Genomic DNA, 19,629 nt, shown 5'->3' with positions numbered 1-19,629 from the left:
TGAGGACCGCCAATTACTATGTCCATGACTCCCCGCGAAATCGTCCATGAACTCAATCGCCATATCATCGGCCAGGACGATGCCAAGCGCGCCGTTGCCATCGCCCTGCGTAACCGCTGGCGCCGGATGCAACTGCCCGAAGAATTGCGCGTTGAAGTAACCCCCAAGAACATCCTGATGATCGGCCCGACCGGTGTCGGTAAAACCGAGATCGCCCGGCGCCTGGCCAAGCTGGCCAATGCTCCATTCATCAAGGTCGAAGCCACCAAGTTCACCGAAGTGGGCTATGTGGGCCGTGACGTCGAATCGATCATTCGTGACCTGGCCGACGCTGCCCTGAAGCTGTTGCGCGAACAGGAAATGACCAAGGTCAGCCATCGCGCCGAAGACGCCGCTGAAGAACGCATCCTCGACGCCTTGCTGCCACCGGCACGCATGGGCTTCAACGAAGACGCCGCACCAAGCTCGGATTCCAACACCCGCCAGCTGTTCCGCAAGCGCCTGCGTGAAGGTCAGCTGGACGACAAGGAAATCGAGATCGAAGTCGCCGAAGTGTCCGGCGTCGACATCTCCGCACCGCCTGGCATGGAAGAAATGACCAGCCAGTTGCAGAACCTGTTCGCCAACATGGGCAAGGGCAAGAAGAAAAGCCGCAAGCTCAAGGTGAAGGAAGCGCTGAAACTGGTGCGTGACGAAGAGGCCGGGCGCCTGGTCAATGAGGAAGAACTCAAGGCCAAGGCCCTGGAAGCAGTCGAGCAGCACGGCATCGTGTTTATCGACGAGATCGACAAGGTGGCCAAGCGCGGTAATTCCGGCGGGGTCGATGTGTCCCGCGAAGGCGTGCAGCGCGACCTGCTGCCGCTGATCGAAGGCTGCACCGTCAACACCAAGCTGGGCATGGTCAAGACCGACCACATCCTGTTTATCGCGTCCGGTGCGTTCCACCTGAGCAAGCCAAGTGACCTGGTGCCGGAGCTGCAAGGCCGCCTGCCGATTCGCGTTGAACTGAAAGCGCTGACGCCGGGCGATTTCGAACGCATCCTCAGCGAGCCGCACGCGTCGCTGACCGAGCAATACCGCGAGCTGCTGAAAACCGAAGGCCTGGGGATTGAGTTCCTGCCGGACGGTATCAAGCGTTTGGCCGAGATCGCCTGGCAGGTCAACGAGAAGACCGAGAACATCGGTGCCCGTCGTTTGCACACCTTGCTGGAGCGCCTGCTGGAGGAAGTGTCCTTCAGTGCTGGCGACATGGCGGGCGCGCAGAATGGCGTGGCAATCAAGATCGACGCCGACTACGTCAACAGCCACCTGGGCGAATTGGCGCAGAACGAAGATCTGTCTCGTTATATCCTGTAAGCCTCACGCAGGAACCGCTCTGCTTTAATGTGGGAGCGGGCTTGCTCGCGAATGCGGTGGGTCAGTCACAATTGCATGAACTGACCCACCGCATTCGCGAGCAAGCCCGCTCCCACAGTTTAAAGCCGGTTCCTTCAGGATCATCTCTGAGCGGTTCCCCAAATGACCAAACTGCCTACCGCCATCAACCTGCACAAAGCCTCCAGGACCCTGGGCCTCACCTACGGTCCCGACGAGGTGTATCAACTGCCCGCCGAATTCCTTCGCGTGCACTCCCCCTCCGCCGAGGTCCAGGGCCACGGCAAACCGATCCTGCAATTCGGCAAGCTCAATGTCGGCTTGACCAAGATCGAACCCGCCGGCCAATACGCACTGAAATTGACCTTCGACGATGGCCATGACAGCGGATTGTTCACCTGGGACTACCTCTATCAACTTGCCGTGCGTCAGGACGCGCTGTGGGCTGACTATCTTGCCGAGCTGAAAGCCGCCGGAAAAACCCGCGACCCGAGCCAGTCGGTCGTGCGGCTGATGCTCTAGCCCAGGCCTCTTGCTCATTAGTGGGCATTTTCTAATTCCATCTGCTTGAATGCCCCTCTGTCGTGGCCAACGATTGGCCCGCTTGCGAAAAAAATTAAACTCGGGTAACCAATGGAACTGGCAAGTTCCCTGCATTTGACGATGCGGTATTAACGGTCACCCGAGCAGTAGTACCAGGCTGTGCTGTGTGGCAAGTAGTGGTACACAGCGGTACCCGGTACTCGTCTGTCGGACAATGGAGCGTCGTAGATGAGTAACAAGAACAACGATGACTTGAAACGCCAGGCCTCGGAAAACACCCTGGGGCTGAACCCGATCATCGCGTTACGGAAAAAGGATTTACTGGCATCCGCTCGGATGGTGCTGACCCAGGCCATCAAACAACCGTTGCACAGCGTCAAGCATGTCGCCCATTTCGGCGTCGAATTGAAGAACGTGGTGTTCGGCAAATCACAGCTGACACCCGAGGCCGACGACCGTCGTTTCAACGACCCGGCGTGGACCCAGAACCCGCTCTACAAACGTTACCTGCAAACCTACCTGGCGTGGCGCAAGGAGCTGCACGACTGGATCGGTGACAGCAACCTGTCGGAACACGACATCAGCCGCGGCCACTTCGTCATCAACCTGATGACCGAAGCCATGGCGCCCACCAACAGCGCAGCCAACCCGGCGGCGGTCAAACGCTTCTTTGAAACCGGCGGCAAGAGCCTGCTGGATGGCCTGTCCAACCTGGCCAAGGACATGGTGCACAACGGCGGCATGCCGAGCCAGGTCAACATGGGCGCCTTTGAAGTGGGCAAGAGCCTGGGCACCACCGAAGGCGCCGTAGTGTTTCGCAACGATGTGCTGGAGCTGATCCAGTACCGGCCGATCACCGAGCAGGTGCACGAACGTCCGCTGCTGGTAGTGCCGCCGCAGATCAACAAGTTCTATGTATTCGACCTGAGCCCGGACAAGAGCCTGGCGCGCTTCTGCCTGCGCAATAACCAGCAGACGTTTATCGTCAGTTGGCGCAACCCGACCAAGGCCCAGCGCGAGTGGGGCCTGTCGACCTACATCGAGGCGCTGAAAGAAGCGGTCGATGTGGTGAGCGCGATCACCGGCAGCAAAGACATCAACATGCTCGGCGCCTGCTCCGGCGGCATCACCTGCACCGCCCTGCTGGGCCACTACGCGGCGCTGGGCGAGAAGAAGGTCAACGCCCTGACCTTGCTGGTGAGCGTGCTGGACACCACCCTGGACACCCAGGTGGCGTTGTTCGTCGACGAACAGACCCTGGAAGCGGCCAAGCGCCATTCCTACCAGGCCGGTGTGCTGGAAGGCCGCGACATGGCCAAGGTATTTGCCTGGATGCGCCCCAATGACCTGATCTGGAACTACTGGGTCAACAACTACCTGCTGGGCAACGAGCCACCGGTGTTCGACATCCTGTTCTGGAACAACGACACCACCCGCTTGCCGGCCGCGTTCCATGGCGACCTGATCGAACTGTTCAAGAACAATCCCTTGGTGCGCGCCAATGCCCTGGAAGTGTGCGGCACGCCGATCGACCTGAAGCAGGTCACTGCCGATATTTATTCTTTGGCCGGCACCAACGACCACATCACACCGTGGCAGTCCTGCTACAAGTCGGCGCAGCTGTTTGGCGGCAAGGTGGAGTTTGTGCTGTCCAGCAGCGGGCATATCCAGAGCATTCTGAACCCGCCGGGCAATCCAAAATCGCGTTACCAGACCAGCGATACAATGCCGGGCAAGGCCCTGGACTGGCAGGAGAACGCCACCAAGCACACCGATTCGTGGTGGTTGCATTGGCAGGCGTGGCAGGCGGAGCGGTCGGGCAAGTTGAAGAAGGCGCCTGCGAACCTGGGCAACAAGACTTATGCAGCGGCGGAAGCGGCGCCGGGCACTTATGTACATGAACGATAAAGCACACACACTTTTGTGACTGGAACGGTATCAACTGTGGGAGCGGGCTTGCTCGCGAAGGGGGTGTGTCAGTTGATGCATCTAGAGACGGATTCACCGCCTTCGCGAGCAAGCCCGCTCCCACACTGACCGAGTTCCGACAGGGAATAGCGCGCCATTTTGCAGGGTAAGCCCATGCCGCAACCGTTCATCTTCCGTACCATCGACCTGGATGGCCAAGCCATCCGCACGGCGGTACGCCCGGGCAAGCCTCACTTGACGCCGCTGCTGATTTTCAACGGCATCGGCGCCAACCTTGAGCTGGTGTTTCCGTTCGTCCAGGCCCTGGACCCGGACCTGGAAGTGATTGCCTTTGATGTGCCAGGCGTCGGCGGCTCGTCGACCCCCAGCCGGCCTTATCGCTTTCCCGGCCTGGCCAAACTCACCGCGCGCATGCTCGATTACCTGGACTATGGCCAGGTCAACGCGGTGGGCGTTTCCTGGGGCGGCGCGCTGGCGCAGCAGTTCGCCTATGACTATCCGGAACGCTGCAAGAAGCTGATTCTGGCCGCCACCGCCGCCGGTGCCTTCATGGTGCCGGGCAAGCCGAAGGTCTTGTGGCTGATGGCCAGCCCCCGGCGTTATATCCAACCGTCCCACGTGGTGCGCATTGCACCGATGATCTACGGCGGCTCCTTCCGTCGGGATTCGAAACTGGCCGCCGAACACGCGAGCAAAGTGCGTTCGGCGGGCAAGCTGGGTTACTACTGGCAACTGTTCGCCGGGCTTGGCTGGACCAGCATCCACTGGCTGCACAAGATCAAGCAGCCGACCCTGGTGCTGGCCGGCGACGACGACCCGCTGATCCCGCTGATCAACATGCGCATGCTGGCCTGGCGCATTCCCAACGCCCAACTGCACATCATCGACGACGGCCATCTGTTCCTGATTACCCGGGCCGAGGCCGTGGCGCCGATCATCATGAAGTTTCTCCAGGAGGAACGCCTGAGGGCGGTGATTCACCCGCAACCCGCACTTTAGACGGCAGCGGTCAGGACGACCGCGCCGCGCAACTTGGCCAGAACCGACTATGGTTCTGAATTGGCGTGCTTGTTGATGGCTTGACGAAGGAGTGTTGGCGCATGCGAGAAAGACCCGTATCGAACCCGGTGCCCACACCCGCCGCGTTCATCAATATTGAAAGTGCGATCACCGGCCTGCGCGGCCGGGATTTGCTCTCGACCCTGCGCAGCGTCGCCGCACACGGCTTGCGCAACCCGGTGCACACCGCCCGTCACGCCTTGAAGTTGGGCGGGCAATTGGGCCGCGTGCTGCTCGGGGAAACGGTGCACGAGCCGAACCCGAAGGACAGCCGCTTCGCCGACCCGACCTGGCAGCTCAACCCGTTTTATCGGCGCAGCCTGCAAGCCTACCTGAGCTGGCAAAAACAGACCCGCCACTGGATCGACGACAGCAACCTCAGCGCCGACGACCGGGCGCGGGCGCACTTTGCCTTTGCCCTGCTCAACGATGCGGTGTCGCCATCCAACACCCTGCTCAACCCGCTGGCGATCAAGGAGCTGCTCAACTCCGGCGGCAACAGCGTGGTGCGTGGCGTCAGCAACCTGTTCGACGACCTGCTGCACAACAACGGCTTGCCGCGCCAGGTCACCAAGCAGGCCTTTGAAGTCGGCAAGACGGTGGCCACCACACCCGGTTCGGTGGTGTTTCGCAATGAACTGCTGGAGCTGATCCAGTACAAGCCCATGAGCGAAAAACAGTACGCCAAGCCGCTGCTGGTGGTGCCGCCGCAAATCAACAAGTACTACATTTTCGACCTGAGCCCGAACAACAGCTTCGTCCAGTTCGCTCTGAAAAATGGCCTGCAAGTGTTTATGGTCAGCTGGCGCAACCCGGATGTACGCCACCGCGAATGGGGCTTGTCCACCTACGTCGCGGCTTTGGAAGAAGCGCTGAACGTAACCCGCGCAATCACCGGCGCCCGTGAGGTCAACCTGATGGGCGCCTGCGCCGGTGGCCTAACCATCGCCGCGCTGCAAGGCCATCTGCAGGCCAAGCGCCAGCTGCGCCGCATCTCCAGCGCCAGCTACCTGGTGAGCCTGCTGGACAGCCAGATCGACAGCCCCGCCACCCTGTTCGCCGACGAACAGACGCTGGAAGCCGCCAAGCGCCGCTCCTACCAACAAGGCGTACTCGACGGCCGGGACATGGCCAAGGTATTCGCCTGGATGCGTCCCAACGACCTGATCTGGAACTACTGGATCAACAATTACCTGCTGGGCAAGGAACCGCCGGCCTTCGACATCCTGTACTGGAACAACGACAACACCCGCCTGCCCGCCGCGCTGCATGGCGACTTGCTGGACTTCTTCAAGCACAACCCGCTGAGCCATCCCGGCGGCCTGGAGGTGTGCGGCACGCCTGTCGACTTGCAGAAGGTGACGGTGGACAGCTTCAGCGTGGGCGGCATCAACGACCACATCACGCCGTGGGACGCGGTGTACCGCTCCACCCAGCTGCTGGGCGGCGACAAGCGCTTCATTCTGTCCAACAGCGGGCATGTCCAGAGCATCCTCAACCCGCCGGGCAACCCCAAGGCCAACTACGTCGAGAACCTCAAGCTGAGCAGCGACCCGCGCGCCTGGTACTACGACGCCAATCATGTCGAGGGCAGCTGGTGGCCCAACTGGCTGGCGTGGATCCAGCAGCGCTCCGGTGTGCAGCGCGAAACACTGACCGCCCTGGGCAACCAGAATTACCCACCGATGGAAGCGGCGCCGGGCACCTATGTGCGAGTCCGCTGAGCCCCACGACGACTTTAAGAAGACTGGATGAAGACCCGCGACCGTATCCTTGAATGTGCCTTGCAGTTGTTCAACCACAAGGGCGAGCCGAACGTGTCGACCATGGAGGTGGCCAATGAAATGGGGATCAGCCCCGGCAATCTCTATTACCACTTCCATGGCAAGGAACCGTTGGTGCTCGGGCTGTTCGAGCGCTTTCAAAACGAATTGGCGCCGTTGCTCGATCCGCCGGAAGACGCCCAACTGGCGGCCGAGGATTACTGGCTGTTCCTGCACCTGATCGTGGAGCGCATGGCGCACTATCGGTTTCTGTTCCAGGACCTGTCGAACCTGGCGGGCCGCCTGCCGAAATTGGCCAAGGGCATCCGCAACCTGCTGACGGCGCTCAAGCGCACGCTGGCCTCGTTGCTGGCCCGCCTCAAGACGGATGGGCAACTGGTCAGTGAAACCCAGGCGCTGGGGCAGTTGGTGGAACAGATCACCATGACCTTGCTGTTTTCCCTGGACTACCAGCGGATTCTCGACCGAGCAGGTGAGGTACGGGTGGTGGTGTACCAGATCATGATGCTGGTGGCCCCGCATCTGCTGATGCCGGCGAGGCTGGCGACAGAGAGGTTGGCGCTGCGCTACCTGGACGACGCGGACTAAAATGTGGGAGCGGGCTTGCTCGCGAAAGCGGAGTGTCAGTCAATACATGTGTGACTGATCCACCGCTTTCGCGAGCAAGCCCGCTCCCACATTGGATTTGTGTTGTTCTGTAGACTCCATAAAAAACGCCCGACCTTCGCAGGCCGGGCGTTTTTATGTGTCCCGTAAAAATCAGGACTGACTGGTAGGCGTCGGGGTTGCCGGCGTTGCAGTCGGGGTAGCAGCAGGCGTCGGTGGCGTGACCGAGTTGGTCGCCGGCGCTGCAGTTGCAGGCTTGGCCGCTACCGCTGGCTTCGGCGCTGCTGGCTTTTTGGCTACGGCCGGCTTCTTCGCCGCAGCCGGTTTTGCAGCTGGCTTGGCCGCTGCAGGTTTTGCAGCCGCAGGCTTGGCGGCGGGTTTGGCAGCAACCGGCTTGGCTGCAGGTTTCGCAGCGGCTGGCTTGGCAGCAGGCTTCGCTGCAGCAGGTTTGGCGGCAGCGGTTTTCGCCGCTGGCTTGGCTGCTGCTTTTGCTGCCGGCTTGGCTGCAGGTTTCGCCGCAGGTTTTGCAGCTGCTTTAGCGGCCACTGGTTTAGCGGCAGGCTTGGCGGCCGGTTTAGCCGCTGCGGTTTTCGCCGCAGGCTTGGCAGCCGGTTTTGCAGCAGCTTTGGCCGGCGCCTTGGCGGCTGGCTTGGCTGCCGGTTTGGCGGCGGCCTTGACCAGCGGTTTAGCGGCGGTTTTAGCAGCAGGCTTGGCCGCTGCAGTTTTCGCCGCAGGCTTGGCAGCCGGTTTAGCCGCTGCAGTTTTAGCCGCTACTGGCGCAGCTTTGAGGCCAGTGAGTTTTTCGATTTGCCTGGTCAAGGTATCGACCTTGCTGTGCAGCGCTTTCACTTCAGTACGGCTAGGTACGCCCAGTCGCGAAATGGCACTGTTCAGGCGCTTGTCAAAAGCCCCTTCCAGTTCGCCCCACTTGTCGCTGATACGTGATTTGGCAGAACCGGCGGAAGCCTTTGCCGCATCGACTTGTTTACCCACTGTGCTCTTGGTCAACTTCTCGGCCTTCTCGCCGTCCTTAACCAAAGTCTCGAAGTATTTACCGCCGTCACTGCTCACCTTCGAGTACACGCCTAAACCGGCCAGCCAGATCTTGCGGGAGTATTTTTCAACTTCCCCGATCCACGAGCTGCCTTCTTTATCAGTAGTCTTTTTACCAGCCATCCCGTTGTCTCCTTAGTGTTTACGCGCGACACGTTCGAGCAATGCCGTCAGCTCATCGAGCTTAGCAGAGAGTGTCTCCACGTCATGTTTAGACGGAATGCCGATCCGATTCAAGGCACTTCCAACACGACTATCAAAAGCGCTTTCAACTTTATCCAGTTGCACTTCGACTCGACCTTTGATGCCGAAGACTTCGCTCTTGACTTGATCAATCTGACTGTTGGCTGCATCAAGTTGTTCAATCACAACTTTTTTGCCTTTAGTTTCAACATGTTGACCAGTCTTAACCAGCTCTTTGAAGTACTCGGCGCCCTCGCTTCCGACCTTGGCGTAAGCCCCCAAACCGGCCAGCCAGATCTTGCGGGCATAGGATTTAACGTCAGTCAGGGCGTTAGTTCCGGTAGCAATTTTTTTCTTCAAAATAACTTTGGCCATGGTGCACCTCACGCATAAAGGGGGGAGGAACTGCCCACAGAAGTTGGGGGCTTGGGCACAAAGTAGGCAGAAAAATTAGAATCGGCACCCTAAGAAGGTCGCAAATCAGGCCAGGGCTTTATCCAGTGCCTTCTCGATTTCGGACTTGATGGTGCCACTCATGGCCGACATCAACAGGCCCAGTTCGACTTCAATCCGCAGGGAATCTTCCGCCACTTTCACGGTGCCTTTAACGCCCGAACGTTTGAGGTTCAGTGTGTCGCCGGCCCAGGAAGACTCCAGGCCATATTGCTCCTTGAGTTTGCTCGCCAACTTGTCGGCTTTTTCTCGGGCAGCGTCTTTGCCCAGTGTGTGGGCACGTTCAACCTGTATACGGGCCATTTGAATGACTCCTCGTTATAGAGACTTGTCGACCCGCCATGCGGCAAAAGGTCTCGGTGACCACCTATCTTACCTTCAGCCTTGCCAAGACAAAGCATGCCTTGGGGATTAGAATGCCCCCATTCTCTTTTGGTGACAGCGATATGACTGATCAGCGCAAAGGCAGCGATGCCGAACCCACCACTCACTTCGGCTTCAAGAACGTCCCGGAAAGCCAGAAAGCGGAAAAAGTCGCCGAGGTGTTCCACTCGGTCGCCGCCAAGTACGACTTGATGAACGACGTGCTCTCCGGCGGCATGCACCGCCTGTGGAAGCGCTTCACCATTGAGTTGTCGGGTGTACGCACCGGCAACCGTGTGCTGGATATCGCAGGCGGCACGGGCGACCTGGCCGCCAAGTTCTCCAAGCTGGTGGGCCCCACCGGGCAGGTGGTACTGGCCGACATCAACGGCTCGATGCTCAAGGTCGGTCGTGATCGCCTGCTGGACAAAGGTGTGGCGGGCAATATCGAGTTCGTCCAGGCCGACGCTGAAAAGCTGCCGTTCCCGGACAACCACTTCGACTGCGTGACCATCGCCTTCGGCCTGCGTAACGTGACCCACAAGGAAGACGCACTGCGCTCGATGCTGCGCGTACTCAAGCCCGGCGGTCGCCTGCTGGTGCTGGAGTTCTCCAAGCCGACCAACGCACTGATGTCCAAGGTCTACGACACCTACTCGTTCGCCTTCATGCCGTTGATGGGCAAGCTGATCACCAATGACGCCGAAAGCTACCGCTACCTGGCCGAATCGATCCGCATGCACCCGAACCAGGAAACCCTGAAGTCGATGATGGTAGAGGCCGGTTTCGACCGCGTGACCTACCACAACATGACCTCGGGCATCGTCGCCCTGCACCGCGGCATCAAGCCCTGATGCTCTTCGCAGGCCTTCTCGCCAGCGTCGAACACGGCCTCAACCGTGTACTGCGCCTGGACAGCACCGCCCTGGCACGGCTGGCGCACCTGAACGGCAGGATCATCGCCGTCGACTGCACCAGCCCCGCCTTGCAGCTGTTTATCCTGCCCAGCGATGAAGGCCTGTTGCTGGCGTCCCACTGGGCCGCCGACGCCGACTGCACCCTGCGTGCTTCCGGCTCAAGCCTGCTGCGCCTGGCCCTGAGCCGGGACAAGACGGCGATCCTCCACGGCCCGGACGTGGAACTTGAAGGCGACAGCGCGGTGCTGATGGACCTGGCCGCCGTGCTGCAAGACCTGGAACTGGACTGGGAATACGAGCTGTCACGTTGGCTCGGCCCGGTGGCCACCCAACTGATCAGCGGTCATCTGCGCAGCCGTACGCGCTGGTACCAGCAGGGTTTCGCCAGCCTGAACCAGAACCTCGCCGAATACCTGAGCGAAGAATCGCGCACCCTGGTCGGACAACGGGAAGCGGAAGCGCGCTTTCGCGAACTCGACCAGGCCAAACTCGACCTGGAACGACTTGAGGCGCGCTTCGAGCGCCTGAGCCGCTCCCTTGATTCAAGCGATAACGCATGAAGCTGCTCGCCGTCCGCCGTTTGTTTCGTATCCAGCGCGTCGTAATCCGCTACCGCCTCGATGACCTGCTGTTCGCCCTGCCGCTGCCGTGGTTCCTGCTGGCGGTGCGCTATGTGCTGCCGTGGCGCTGGTTCCCGCGCAAGACCCTCGAGCTGAGCCGTGGCGCGCGCCTGCGCCTGGCGTTGCAGGACCTGGGGCCGATCTTCATCAAGTTCGGGCAGATCCTCTCCACCCGCCGCGACCTGTTGCCCGAAGATATCGCCGACGAGCTGATGCTGTTGCAGGACCGCGTGCCACCGTTCGACTCGCAACTGGCAGTCACGCTGATTGAAGAACAGCTGGGCAAGAAGATCAGCGAAGTCTTCAGCCGCTTCGACATCGCGCCGCTGGCCTCGGCCTCGGTGGCCCAGGTGCATGCCGCGCAACTGAAAAGCGGCGAAGAAGTGGTGGTGAAGGTGATCCGCCCGGGCCTCAAGCCGATCATCGGCCAGGACCTGGCGTGGCTGTTCATCCTTGCCCGCGCCGCCGAGCGCTTTTCTGCCGATGCACGCCTGCTGCACCCGGTGGACGTGGTGCTGGACTACGAAAAAACCATCTACGACGAACTCGACCTGCTGCGCGAAGCGGCCAATGCCAGCCAGCTCAAGCGCAACTTCGAAGGCTCGCAGCTGCTGTACGTGCCGCAAGTCTATTGGGACTGGTGCCGCCCGAAAGTGCTGGTGATGGAACGCATCTACGGCGTGCAGGTCACCGACCTGGCGACCCTGGCCGACCAGCGCACCGACATGAAGATGCTTGCCGAGCGCGGCGTGGAAATTTTCTTCACCCAGGTGTTCCGCGACAGCTTCTTCCACGCCGACATGCACCCCGGCAACATTTTCGTCAGCACCGTGAACCCGTGGAGCCCGCAGTACATTGCGATCGACTGCGGCATCGTCGGCAGCCTGACCCCGGAAGACCAGGATTACCTGGCGCGCAACCTGTTCGCTTTCTTCAAGCGTGACTACCGCCGCGTGGCGCAGTTGCACATCGATTCGGGCTGGGTGCCGGCCGAAACCAAGCTCAACGAATTCGAAGCGGCGATCCGCACTGTGTGCGAGCCGATCTTTGAAAAACCGTTAAAGGATATTTCCTTCGGTCAGGTGCTGATGCGTCTGTTCCAGACGGCGCGGCGCTTCAATATGGAAGTGCAGCCGCAGTTGGTACTGTTGCAAAAGACCCTGCTGAACATCGAAGGCCTGGGCCGCCAGCTGTACCCGGACCTCGACCTGTGGAACACCGCCCAGCCGTTCCTCGAGCGCTGGATGCGGGACCGTATCAGCCCGAAAACCCTGCTGGGCAACCTGCAAAGCCAGGTCGAGCAACTGCCGCACCTGGCCAACATGACCCGCGACCTGCTGGAGCGCATGTCCCAGCCCCACGCCAAGGACCCCGCACCGCCGTGGCACAAGCGCAAGGACGACTGGTTCCTGCGCCTGCTGGGTGCCGCGCACCTGGTGGGCGGTACGATACTGGCCGCCGGCGGGCCGCTGAACGAACTGGGCCACTGGCCGGCCGGCATCATGGTCGCGGTGGGCGTGTATCTGATCGTGCGTCGATAGCCAATCCGGTTATACACTGTCGCAAATTGCCGGAGCCGAAAATGAAAGACTGGCTGGACGAGATCAAGTGGGACAGTGACGGCCTGGTGCCGGCCATTGCCCAGGACTACAAGACCGGGCGCGTGCTGATGATGGCCTGGATGAACCGCGAGGCCCTGAGCCTGACCGCCGCAGAGAACCGCGCCATCTACTGGTCACGTTCCCGTGGCAAACTGTGGCGCAAGGGCGAAGAGTCCGGGCACGTGCAAACCCTGCATGAGATGCGCATCGACTGCGATGCCGATGTGGTGATCCTCAAGGTCGAGCAGATCGGCGATATCGCCTGTCACACCGGCCGTCACAGCTGCTTCTACCGCGTGTTCCAGAACGGCGAGTGGAAGACCGTCGAGCCCGTGCTCAAAGACCCGCACGCTATCTATTCGCCAGGACACTGAACATGAGCGATACCCTCAACCGTGTGGCCCAGGTGCTGGAAGACCGCAAAGGCGCGGACGCCGACAGCTCCTACGTCGCCAGCCTGTACCACAAGGGTCTGAACAAGATCCTGGAAAAACTCGGCGAAGAATCCGTCGAGACGATTATTGCGGCCAAGGACGCGCAAATCAGCGGCGACTGCAGCGACGTGATCTACGAAACTGCCGACTTGTGGTTCCACAGTCTGGTCATGCTCGCCCAACTGGGGCAGCATCCACAGGCAGTGCTTGATGAACTGGACCGTCGCTTCGGCTTGTCCGGGCATGCCGAAAAGGCCTCGCGCCCGTCCGTCTGACCAACTTTTACAGAGGAATTGCAGCATGGGCATTTTTGACTGGAAACACTGGATCGTCATTCTTGTGGTCGTTGTGCTGGTGTTCGGCACCAAGAAACTGAAAAACCTCGGCACCGACGTCGGTGAATCGATCAAGGGCTTTCGCAAGGCCATGAACGACGACGAAAAGCCTGCCGACCCGGCCGTCAATCCGGTGCCACCGGCGCAGCCTATACACCCGCAGGCCACTCAGCCGATCACTGAACGTCGCACCTTCGACGTGCAGGCCGAGCACGTCAAAGAGCAGAACCAAAAAGACTCGTGAGTACTGAATAATGTTTGGTATCAGCTTCTCTGAACTGCTGCTCGTCGGCCTCGTGGCCCTGCTGGTACTGGGGCCGGAACGCCTGCCCGGTGCCGCGCGCACGGCCGGCCTGTGGATCGGGCGCCTGAAACGCAGTTTCAACGCCATCAAACAAGAAGTTGAACGGGAAATCGGCGCCGACGAGATTCGCCGGCAACTGCACAACGAACACATTCTGTCGTTGGAGCAGGAGGCACGGAAGATTCTCTCGCCGGTGCAGGAAACGCCCAAGCCGGTCGAGCCTGTGGCCGAGCATTCGATTGCTCCGCCCGCCGCACCCGCGCCTGCACCGGTCGCTGAACCCGTGCACGCCGTCGAGCCTGCGCCCACTGCGCCCGTGACCCCGACCGAACCCGCGCCGACACCTGCCGTGTCGCCCGCGCCCCACGACCCTACATTGCCGCCGCGAGCCCCATGAGCGCTGATAAACCGGAAACCGACCAGCACATGCCACTGGTCTCGCACCTCACCGAGTTGCGCACCCGCCTGCTGCGCTGTGTCGCGGCGATCTTCATCATCTTTGCCGGGCTGTTTGCCTTCACCCAGCAGATCTACACCTTCGTCTCCACGCCGCTGCGCAATTACCTGCCGGCCGGCGCGACGATGATCGCCACCGACGTGTCGTCACCGTTCCTCACGCCGTTGAAGCTGACGATGATGGTTTCGCTGTTCCTGGCGATCCCGGTGATCCTGCATCAGATCTGGGGCTTTATCGCGCCGGGCCTGTACAAGCATGAAAAACGCATCGCCGTGCCGCTGCTGGTGTCGAGCATCCTGCTGTTCTATACCGGGATGGCTTTTGCCTACTTCCTGGTGTTCCCGCTGATCTTCAAGTTCTTCGCCGCCGCCACCCCGGCCGGCGTAGAGATGATGACCGACATCACCAGCTACCTCGACTTCGTGATGACGCTGTTCTTCGCCTTCGGCGTGGCGTTCGAAATCCCGGTGGCCGTGGTGCTGCTGGTGTGGATCGGCGTGGTCGACGTCAAATACCTGAAGAAGATCCGCCCGTACGTGATCATCGGCTGCTTCGTGGTCGGCATGATCCTGACCCCGCCGGACATCTTCTCCCAGACCCTGCTGGCCGTACCGATGTGGATGCTGTTCGAGATTGGCATCCTGTTTGGCAGCCTGGTGAGCAAGCGTGGCGATCACCCCGATGACCAACCCGCCGACGACGACCAGCCGCCAGCGACCCAGCCGTGAACCTGCTGCTGCTTGAGGAGGCCGACTTTATCGCGGCCGACCGGGTGGTGCTGCGTGATCGGCGCCTGGTGCATATGCAGGAAGTCCACCGTGCCGCCGTAGGCGACAGCCTGCGGGTCGGACGGATTGGCGGCTTGATGGGCAACGCGCAGTTGCTGCGCCTGGAAGCCCGGGAAGCCGAGTTGGAAGTGACCTTCGACCAGCCGCCGCCGGCCAAACTGCCCCTGACCCTGCTGCTGGCCCTGCCCCGCCCGAAAATGCTCCGCCGGGTGCTGCAAACCGTGGCGTCCATGGGCGTGCCGCGGGTGGTGCTGGTGAACAGCTATCGCGTGGAAAAGAGCTTCTGGCAGACGCCGTTCCTGGAGCCGGAAGCGATTCGCGAGCAATTGATCCTCGGCCTGGAACAGGCCCGGGACACAGTGCTGCCCGAGATCGTGATCGAAAAGCGCTTCAAGCCATTCGTCGAAGACCGCCTGCCCGCCATGGCGCAAGGCACCCTCGGCCTGATTGGTCACCCTGGCGACTATCCGCCCTGCCCTCGCGGGCTGGATGAGCCGGTCACCCTGGCCATCGGGCCGGAAGGCGGCTGGATTCCCTACGAGGTGGACCTGCTGGCCAAGGCCGGATTGCAGCCGGTGCAACTCGGCGCGCGCATCCTGAGAGTCGAAACCGCCGTCACCGCATTGCTCGCCCGCCTTTTCTAACACCGCCCTCTCCTGTAGGAGCGAGCTTGCTCGCGAAAAACTCAAGGACACCGCGCTCACTCAGAATGCCCGCGTTATCGTTGACGACCTTCGCGAGCAAGCTCGCTCCTACAGAAACATCCGAATCTGCCGATACGCTCTGAATAAGTCCAAGCCTTGTTCCAGGGGAGTTCGCAGCATGTATCGTTGGTTAGCCGAGAAACTGGGGAATGTCAGCGTCAACCGCAAGCTGAGCATAGGCTTCGGCCTGGTATTGGTCCTGACCCTATTGATCACCTTCACCGGCTGGACCGGCCTCAGCGGCGTGATCAGCCGTGGCGACAAGCTGGGCTACATCTCCAGCCTCAACGGGCTGACCAAGGACCTGCGCCTGGCGCGACTGGACTTCGAAATGCGCCGTGGCGAACAAGGCACCAGCGCGGTCAACGACCTGATCACCCAGCTGGACAGTGGCCTGAAAACCGCCGCAGACCTGATCGAGCAACCCGACGACAAGCTCGTGGTAGAGCAGCAACAGGATGCCTTGGGCCAATACAAAAAAGCCTTCGGCGCCATGGTGCAGGCCGGCCTCAAGCGTGAAGGCGCCCGCAGCAAACTGGGCGATACCGCCGACAACGCCGTCGCAAAAATCAACGAAGTGGAAAAATCCCTGCTGCAAGGCGACAGCGTCACCCTGTTCAACAGCGTGGTCGACCTGAGCAAACTGATCCAGCAAGCGCGCTTCCAGGTGCGCGGCTACACCTACAGCGGCAAGGTCGAGGCCGAACAGCCGGCGCTGGATGCCATCGACAACGCCCTGAAGAAAATCACCGACCTCAACGATCAGTTGCCCGAGCAATACCGGGCCAACCTGCAAGAGGCCAGCGTCTCGCTGCAGGCCTACCGCGCCGCCGTGAGCCAGTACCGCGACTCCCAGGTGGCCAGTGCCGCCGCGATGAAAATCATGGGCGAGCAGGGCGATATCCTGCTCGACCGCAGTAACAAACTCACCACTTCGCAAACCGTGGTGCGTGATACCGATGCCGCCCACGCCAAGAACCTGCTGTTACTGGCCACCGCCCTCGCGCTGGCGTTTGGTGTACTCGCCGCCTGGGCCATTACCCGGCAGATCGTGATTCCATTGAACCAGACCCTCAAAGTCGCCGAACGCGTGGCGTCCGGCGACCTGAGCCACAACCTGATCTCCCGGCGCCAGGATGAACTGGGGCAGCTGCAACGGTCGATGCAAAGCATGACCGTGGGCCTGCGGGAGCTGATTGGCGGTATCAGCGACGGCGTCACCCAGATCGCCAGTGCCGCCGAGCAGCTATCGGCCGTTACCGAGCAGACCAGCGCCGGGGTCAACAGCCAGAAGGTCGAGACCGACCAGGTGGCCACCGCCATGAACGAAATGGCCGCTACCGTGCAGGAAGTCGCCCGTAACGCTGAAGAAGCCTCGGAAGCCGCCGTAGCCGCCGACCAACAGGCCCGTGAAGGCGACAAGGTGGTCGGCGAGGCCATCGCCCAGATCGAGCGCCTGGCCAGCGAGGTGGGCAACTCCACCGAAGCCATGGGCCATCTCAAGCGTGAGAGCGACAAGATCGGCAGTGTGCTGGACGTCATCAAGTCGGTGGCCCAGCAAACCAACCTGCTGGCCCTTAACGCAGCGATTGAAGCGGCGCGCGCCGGTGAGGCCGGACGCGGTTTTGCGGTGGTTGCCGATGAAGTGCGCAGCCTGGCCCAGCGGACGCAGAAGTCCACCGAGGAAATCGAAGAGTTGATCGTCGGCCTGCAAAGCGGCACCCAGCAGGTAGCAACCATCATGGACAACAGTCGCGGCCTGACCGACAGCAGCGTCGAGCTGACCCGTCGGGCCGGCAATGCCCTGGAGAACATCACCCGTACCGTCTCGGCGATCCAGGCGATGAACCAGCAGATCGCCACCGCCGCCGAGCAGCAAAGCGCCGTGGCCGAAGAGATCAACCGCAGCGTGCTCAACGTGCGGGATGTTTCCGAACAAACCTCGGCGGCCAGCGAAGAAACCGCGGCTTCCAGTGCCGAGCTGGCGCGCCTGGGGGTTTACCTGCAAAGCCTGGTAGGTCGCTTCAAGGTCTGACCCGCTTGCGGCGGCCATCAGGGCCACCGCTCCGACAATATGTGAAATTTCCTACGCGTTTTTCAGGTCGTGGATCACACACCTGGCGCCGAATAAAAGTAGCGTTTCAACTCCCCTGACCATTGTTGGCCGGACGCTTGAGACGCTCCTTTTGATTCGTTGGAGGTTCACCATGTTTCGTCCACTGACCCGCCTGCTCGGAAACATCAGCATCAGCCTCAAACTTGCCCTGGGCTTTGGCCTGGTGCTCAGCCTCAGCCTGATCATCGCCTCTACCGGCTGGCAAGCCTTGAGCGCATCCCTCGAGCGCTCCCAAAAACTCACGCTGCTCTCGCAATTGGCAGTCGTCGGCGAAGAGTTGCGCGCTGATCGCATCGTCTATCGCACCCTGAACGACCCGGCCAGCCTGTCCAAAATAGAGCTGCACATGGACAAGATCGACCAGTTCCTGGTGGATCTTTCCCCGCGATTTACCGACCCGGTCAACCAACAACAACTGCAGGAAAGCCGACGCTTCGTCACCAGTTTCAAGACCGCCTTAAGCGGCTTGGAGGGGCTGATCAAGCAACGTGAAAACGCCCGTGAACAGCTCAAGCGCAGCTCAGTCCAGAGCAGTGACAGCCTCTCTGAACTGTCGAGCAACCTGCCCAATCAAGACGATGAAAAGGCTCTCGATGCCGTGGAACAATTGCGCCAGGCCCTGGAACAAGCCGAAGACCGCGCCCAGAGCCCCGCCTGGGCCGCTGCGTCATTGGACGCCTACGCCAAGGGCGTGGGTGATGCGCTACTGGCCCTGGATGGCGCCCAGGCGGCGGTAGGCGCGCTGCCGGTTGACGCCAGCGCCCTGAAAAAAGTCCTGCTCGATTTTCGGACTCACCTGACACGCCTCAAGGACGCCCAACTCAGCGCCGAAACCACCCAGAACCAGCTTGAACAGTGGCTGGATCAATTGCTCACGGAAAGCGACCTGCTGAGCCAGGACCAGACCGCCAAGCGTGACAACGAAGCCAGCCTCGCCCGCACCCTGCTGCTCAACGTTACTGCAGCGGCGCTGTTGCTCGGTGTCGTGGCCGCCTGGTTGATCGCCGTCCAGATCGTCGCACCACTGCGCCAGGCCCTGTCCGTGGCCAACCGGATTGCCGAAGGTGACCTGAGCCACGACATCCAGGCCTCGCGCCAGGATGAACTGGGGCAGTTGCAGCGCAGCATCGGGCAAATGACCCTCAACCTGCGGGGCTTGATCAGCGGCATCGGCGACAGCGCCCAGCAGATCGCCAGCGCCGCCGAGCAACTCTCGGCGGTCACCGAGCAAACCCGCGACGGGGTCGACGGCCAGAAGCAGGAAACCGAACAGGTGGCCACCGCCATGAACGAGATGCTCGCCACCTCCCAGGAAGTTGCGCGCCATGCCGAGCAAGCGTCGCTGGCTGCTGCCGAGGCCGACCGGCAGGCGGGCCAGGGCGATCAGGTGGTGGCTGAGGCCATTACCCACATCGAGCACCTGGCTCAGGAGATGGCGCGTTCAAGCCAGGCCATGCAAGGCCTGCAACAGGAAAGCCGGAAGATCGGCAGCGTGCTGGAGGTGATCAAGTCGGTATCGGAACAGACCAACTTGCTGGCCCTCAACGCCGCGATCGAGGCGGCCCGCGCAGGCGAAGCCGGCAGGGGGTTTGCCGTGGTCGCCGATGAAGTGCGCAGCCTGGCACAACGCACCCAGCAGTCGGCCGAGGAAATCGAGGAGTTGATCAGCGGCCTGCACCGGGGCACGCAGCAGGTCGCGGACATTATGGACAACAGTCGCAGCCTCACCGACAACAGCGTGCAACTGACCCGCCGCGCAGGAGAGGCTCTGGCTGGCATCACCCGTACCGTGTCCGTGATTCAGGAGATGAACCCGCAGATTGCCGCTGCCGCCGAGGAACAAACCGCAGTCGCCGAGGAGATCAACCGCAGCGTGTTGAAGGTCAAGGATGTATCGGAACAGACCTGGGCCGCGAGTCAGGACACAGCGGCGGCCAGTGTCGAACTGGCGCGCCTGGGGGCGGATTTGCAGGTGTGGGTGGGCAAGTTCAAGGTCTGAAAAAACC

The 19,629-nt window shown here is 61.3% G+C and carries 20 protein-coding genes and 1 pseudogene; 18 read left to right on the top strand and 3 right to left on the bottom strand.

All coding sequences use genetic code 11. From position 1 onward, the window contains the following. The first annotated feature begins 18 nt into the window (after positions 1-18). The 6 genes from hslU (at position 19) to HX807_RS01555 (ending at position 7,277) form a co-directional block, all read left to right on the top strand. On the top strand, positions 19-1,356 hold the full coding sequence (hslU, locus tag HX807_RS01580) for an ATP-dependent protease ATPase subunit HslU (protein ID WP_003209321.1): 1,338 nt from the start codon (positions 19-21) through the stop codon (positions 1,354-1,356). Positions 1,357-1,518: 162 nt separating this feature from the next. Continuing rightward, positions 1,519-1,896, top strand: a complete 378-nt coding sequence (locus tag HX807_RS01575) for a gamma-butyrobetaine hydroxylase-like domain-containing protein (protein ID WP_003209319.1) — start codon at positions 1,519-1,521, stop codon at positions 1,894-1,896. A 249-nt stretch (positions 1,897-2,145) separates the two neighbouring features. Continuing rightward, the gene (phaC, locus tag HX807_RS01570) at positions 2,146-3,825 is read left to right on the top strand and encodes a class II poly(R)-hydroxyalkanoic acid synthase (protein ID WP_102605853.1); all 1,680 of its coding nucleotides are present in this window, start codon (positions 2,146-2,148) and stop codon (positions 3,823-3,825) included. 174 nt (positions 3,826-3,999) lie between these two features. Then, positions 4,000-4,845: a poly(3-hydroxyalkanoate) depolymerase gene (gene phaZ, locus HX807_RS01565; protein WP_003209316.1), complete on the top strand. Its 846-nt coding sequence runs from the start codon at positions 4,000-4,002 to the stop codon at positions 4,843-4,845. Positions 4,846-4,946: 101 nt separating this feature from the next. Further along, complete coding sequence (phaC, locus tag HX807_RS01560; RefSeq protein ID WP_003209314.1) at positions 4,947-6,629, top strand: class II poly(R)-hydroxyalkanoic acid synthase; 1,683 nt, start codon at positions 4,947-4,949, stop codon at positions 6,627-6,629. A 27-nt stretch (positions 6,630-6,656) separates the two neighbouring features. Further along, a complete protein-coding gene (locus HX807_RS01555) occupies positions 6,657-7,277 on the top strand; it encodes a TetR/AcrR family transcriptional regulator (RefSeq protein WP_008439270.1) in 621 nt (206 codons plus the stop codon). 171 nt (positions 7,278-7,448) lie between these two features. On the opposite strand, the gene HX807_RS01550 is transcribed toward HX807_RS01555, so the two are convergent. The 3 genes from HX807_RS01550 to HX807_RS01540 form a co-directional block, all read right to left on the bottom strand. Then, the gene (locus tag HX807_RS01550) at positions 7,449-8,471 is read right to left on the bottom strand and encodes a phasin family protein (RefSeq protein WP_134325604.1); all 1,023 of its coding nucleotides are present in this window, start codon (positions 8,469-8,471) and stop codon (positions 7,449-7,451) included. Between the two features lie 12 nt (positions 8,472-8,483). Beyond that, a complete protein-coding gene (locus HX807_RS01545) occupies positions 8,484-8,906 on the bottom strand; it encodes a phasin family protein (RefSeq protein ID WP_102605850.1) in 423 nt (140 codons plus the stop codon). Between the two features lie 105 nt (positions 8,907-9,011). Further along, positions 9,012-9,287, bottom strand: a complete 276-nt coding sequence (locus HX807_RS01540; protein WP_008439272.1) for a polyhydroxyalkanoic acid system family protein — start codon at positions 9,285-9,287, stop codon at positions 9,012-9,014. 143 nt (positions 9,288-9,430) lie between these two features. Here HX807_RS01540 and ubiE point away from each other — a divergent pair, with 143 nt between their 5' ends. The 12 genes and pseudogenes from ubiE (at position 9,431) to HX807_RS01485 (ending at position 19,622) form a co-directional block, all read left to right on the top strand. After that, positions 9,431-10,201, top strand: a complete 771-nt coding sequence (gene ubiE, locus HX807_RS01535) for a bifunctional demethylmenaquinone methyltransferase/2-methoxy-6-polyprenyl-1,4-benzoquinol methylase UbiE (RefSeq protein ID WP_003209306.1) — start codon at positions 9,431-9,433, stop codon at positions 10,199-10,201. Next, positions 10,201-10,824, top strand: coding sequence for an SCP2 domain-containing protein (locus HX807_RS01530; RefSeq protein WP_003209304.1), 624 nt, complete (start codon positions 10,201-10,203; stop codon positions 10,822-10,824). The genes ubiE and HX807_RS01530 overlap by 1 nt, the downstream gene beginning before the upstream one ends. Next, entirely contained in the window at positions 10,821-12,425 is a 1,605-nt protein-coding gene (ubiB, locus tag HX807_RS01525; protein WP_003209302.1) for a ubiquinone biosynthesis regulatory protein kinase UbiB, read from the top strand. The genes HX807_RS01530 and ubiB overlap by 4 nt, the downstream gene beginning before the upstream one ends. A gap of 41 nt (positions 12,426-12,466) precedes the next feature. Beyond that, positions 12,467-12,859, top strand: coding sequence for a phosphoribosyl-AMP cyclohydrolase (hisI, locus tag HX807_RS01520; RefSeq protein WP_177049087.1), 393 nt, complete (start codon positions 12,467-12,469; stop codon positions 12,857-12,859). A 2-nt stretch (positions 12,860-12,861) separates the two neighbouring features. Next, the gene (locus HX807_RS01515) at positions 12,862-13,194 is read left to right on the top strand and encodes a phosphoribosyl-ATP diphosphatase (protein WP_008439273.1); all 333 of its coding nucleotides are present in this window, start codon (positions 12,862-12,864) and stop codon (positions 13,192-13,194) included. Between the two features lie 25 nt (positions 13,195-13,219). Beyond that, positions 13,220-13,498 carry a twin-arginine translocase TatA/TatE family subunit gene (locus HX807_RS01510; protein ID WP_177049086.1) on the top strand — a complete coding sequence of 93 codons (279 nt, stop codon included), beginning with the start codon at positions 13,220-13,222 and terminating at the stop codon, positions 13,496-13,498. A gap of 10 nt (positions 13,499-13,508) precedes the next feature. Continuing rightward, positions 13,509-13,955, top strand: coding sequence for a Sec-independent protein translocase protein TatB (gene tatB, locus HX807_RS01505; RefSeq protein ID WP_003209296.1), 447 nt, complete (start codon positions 13,509-13,511; stop codon positions 13,953-13,955). Continuing rightward, positions 13,952-14,743: a twin-arginine translocase subunit TatC gene (gene tatC / locus HX807_RS01500; RefSeq protein ID WP_003209295.1), complete on the top strand. Its 792-nt coding sequence runs from the start codon at positions 13,952-13,954 to the stop codon at positions 14,741-14,743. The genes tatB and tatC overlap by 4 nt, the downstream gene beginning before the upstream one ends. After that, complete coding sequence (locus tag HX807_RS01495; RefSeq protein ID WP_003209293.1) at positions 14,740-15,447, top strand: 16S rRNA (uracil(1498)-N(3))-methyltransferase; 708 nt, start codon at positions 14,740-14,742, stop codon at positions 15,445-15,447. Before tatC ends, HX807_RS01495 begins: the two co-directional genes overlap by 4 nt. Positions 15,448-15,625: 178 nt before the next feature. After that, positions 15,626-16,684, top strand: a pseudogene (locus HX807_RS31890) (methyl-accepting chemotaxis protein); the annotation flags it as partial. Then, positions 16,670-17,542: a methyl-accepting chemotaxis protein gene (locus tag HX807_RS31885; RefSeq protein ID WP_371103578.1), complete on the top strand. Its 873-nt coding sequence runs from the start codon at positions 16,670-16,672 to the stop codon at positions 17,540-17,542. The pseudogene HX807_RS31890 and the gene HX807_RS31885, both read left to right, overlap by 15 nt. A gap of 172 nt (positions 17,543-17,714) precedes the next feature. Continuing rightward, positions 17,715-19,622, top strand: a complete 1,908-nt coding sequence (locus tag HX807_RS01485; RefSeq protein WP_177049085.1) for a methyl-accepting chemotaxis protein — start codon at positions 17,715-17,717, stop codon at positions 19,620-19,622. The last annotated feature ends 7 nt before the right edge of the window (positions 19,623-19,629 follow it).

Source organism: Pseudomonas sp. D8002 (assembly GCF_013385695.1).
Lineage (GTDB): Bacteria > Pseudomonadota > Gammaproteobacteria > Pseudomonadales > Pseudomonadaceae > Aquipseudomonas.
The sequence above is the reverse complement of the archived record's forward strand: the minus strand, read 5'-3'. Positions and strand labels throughout refer to the sequence as shown.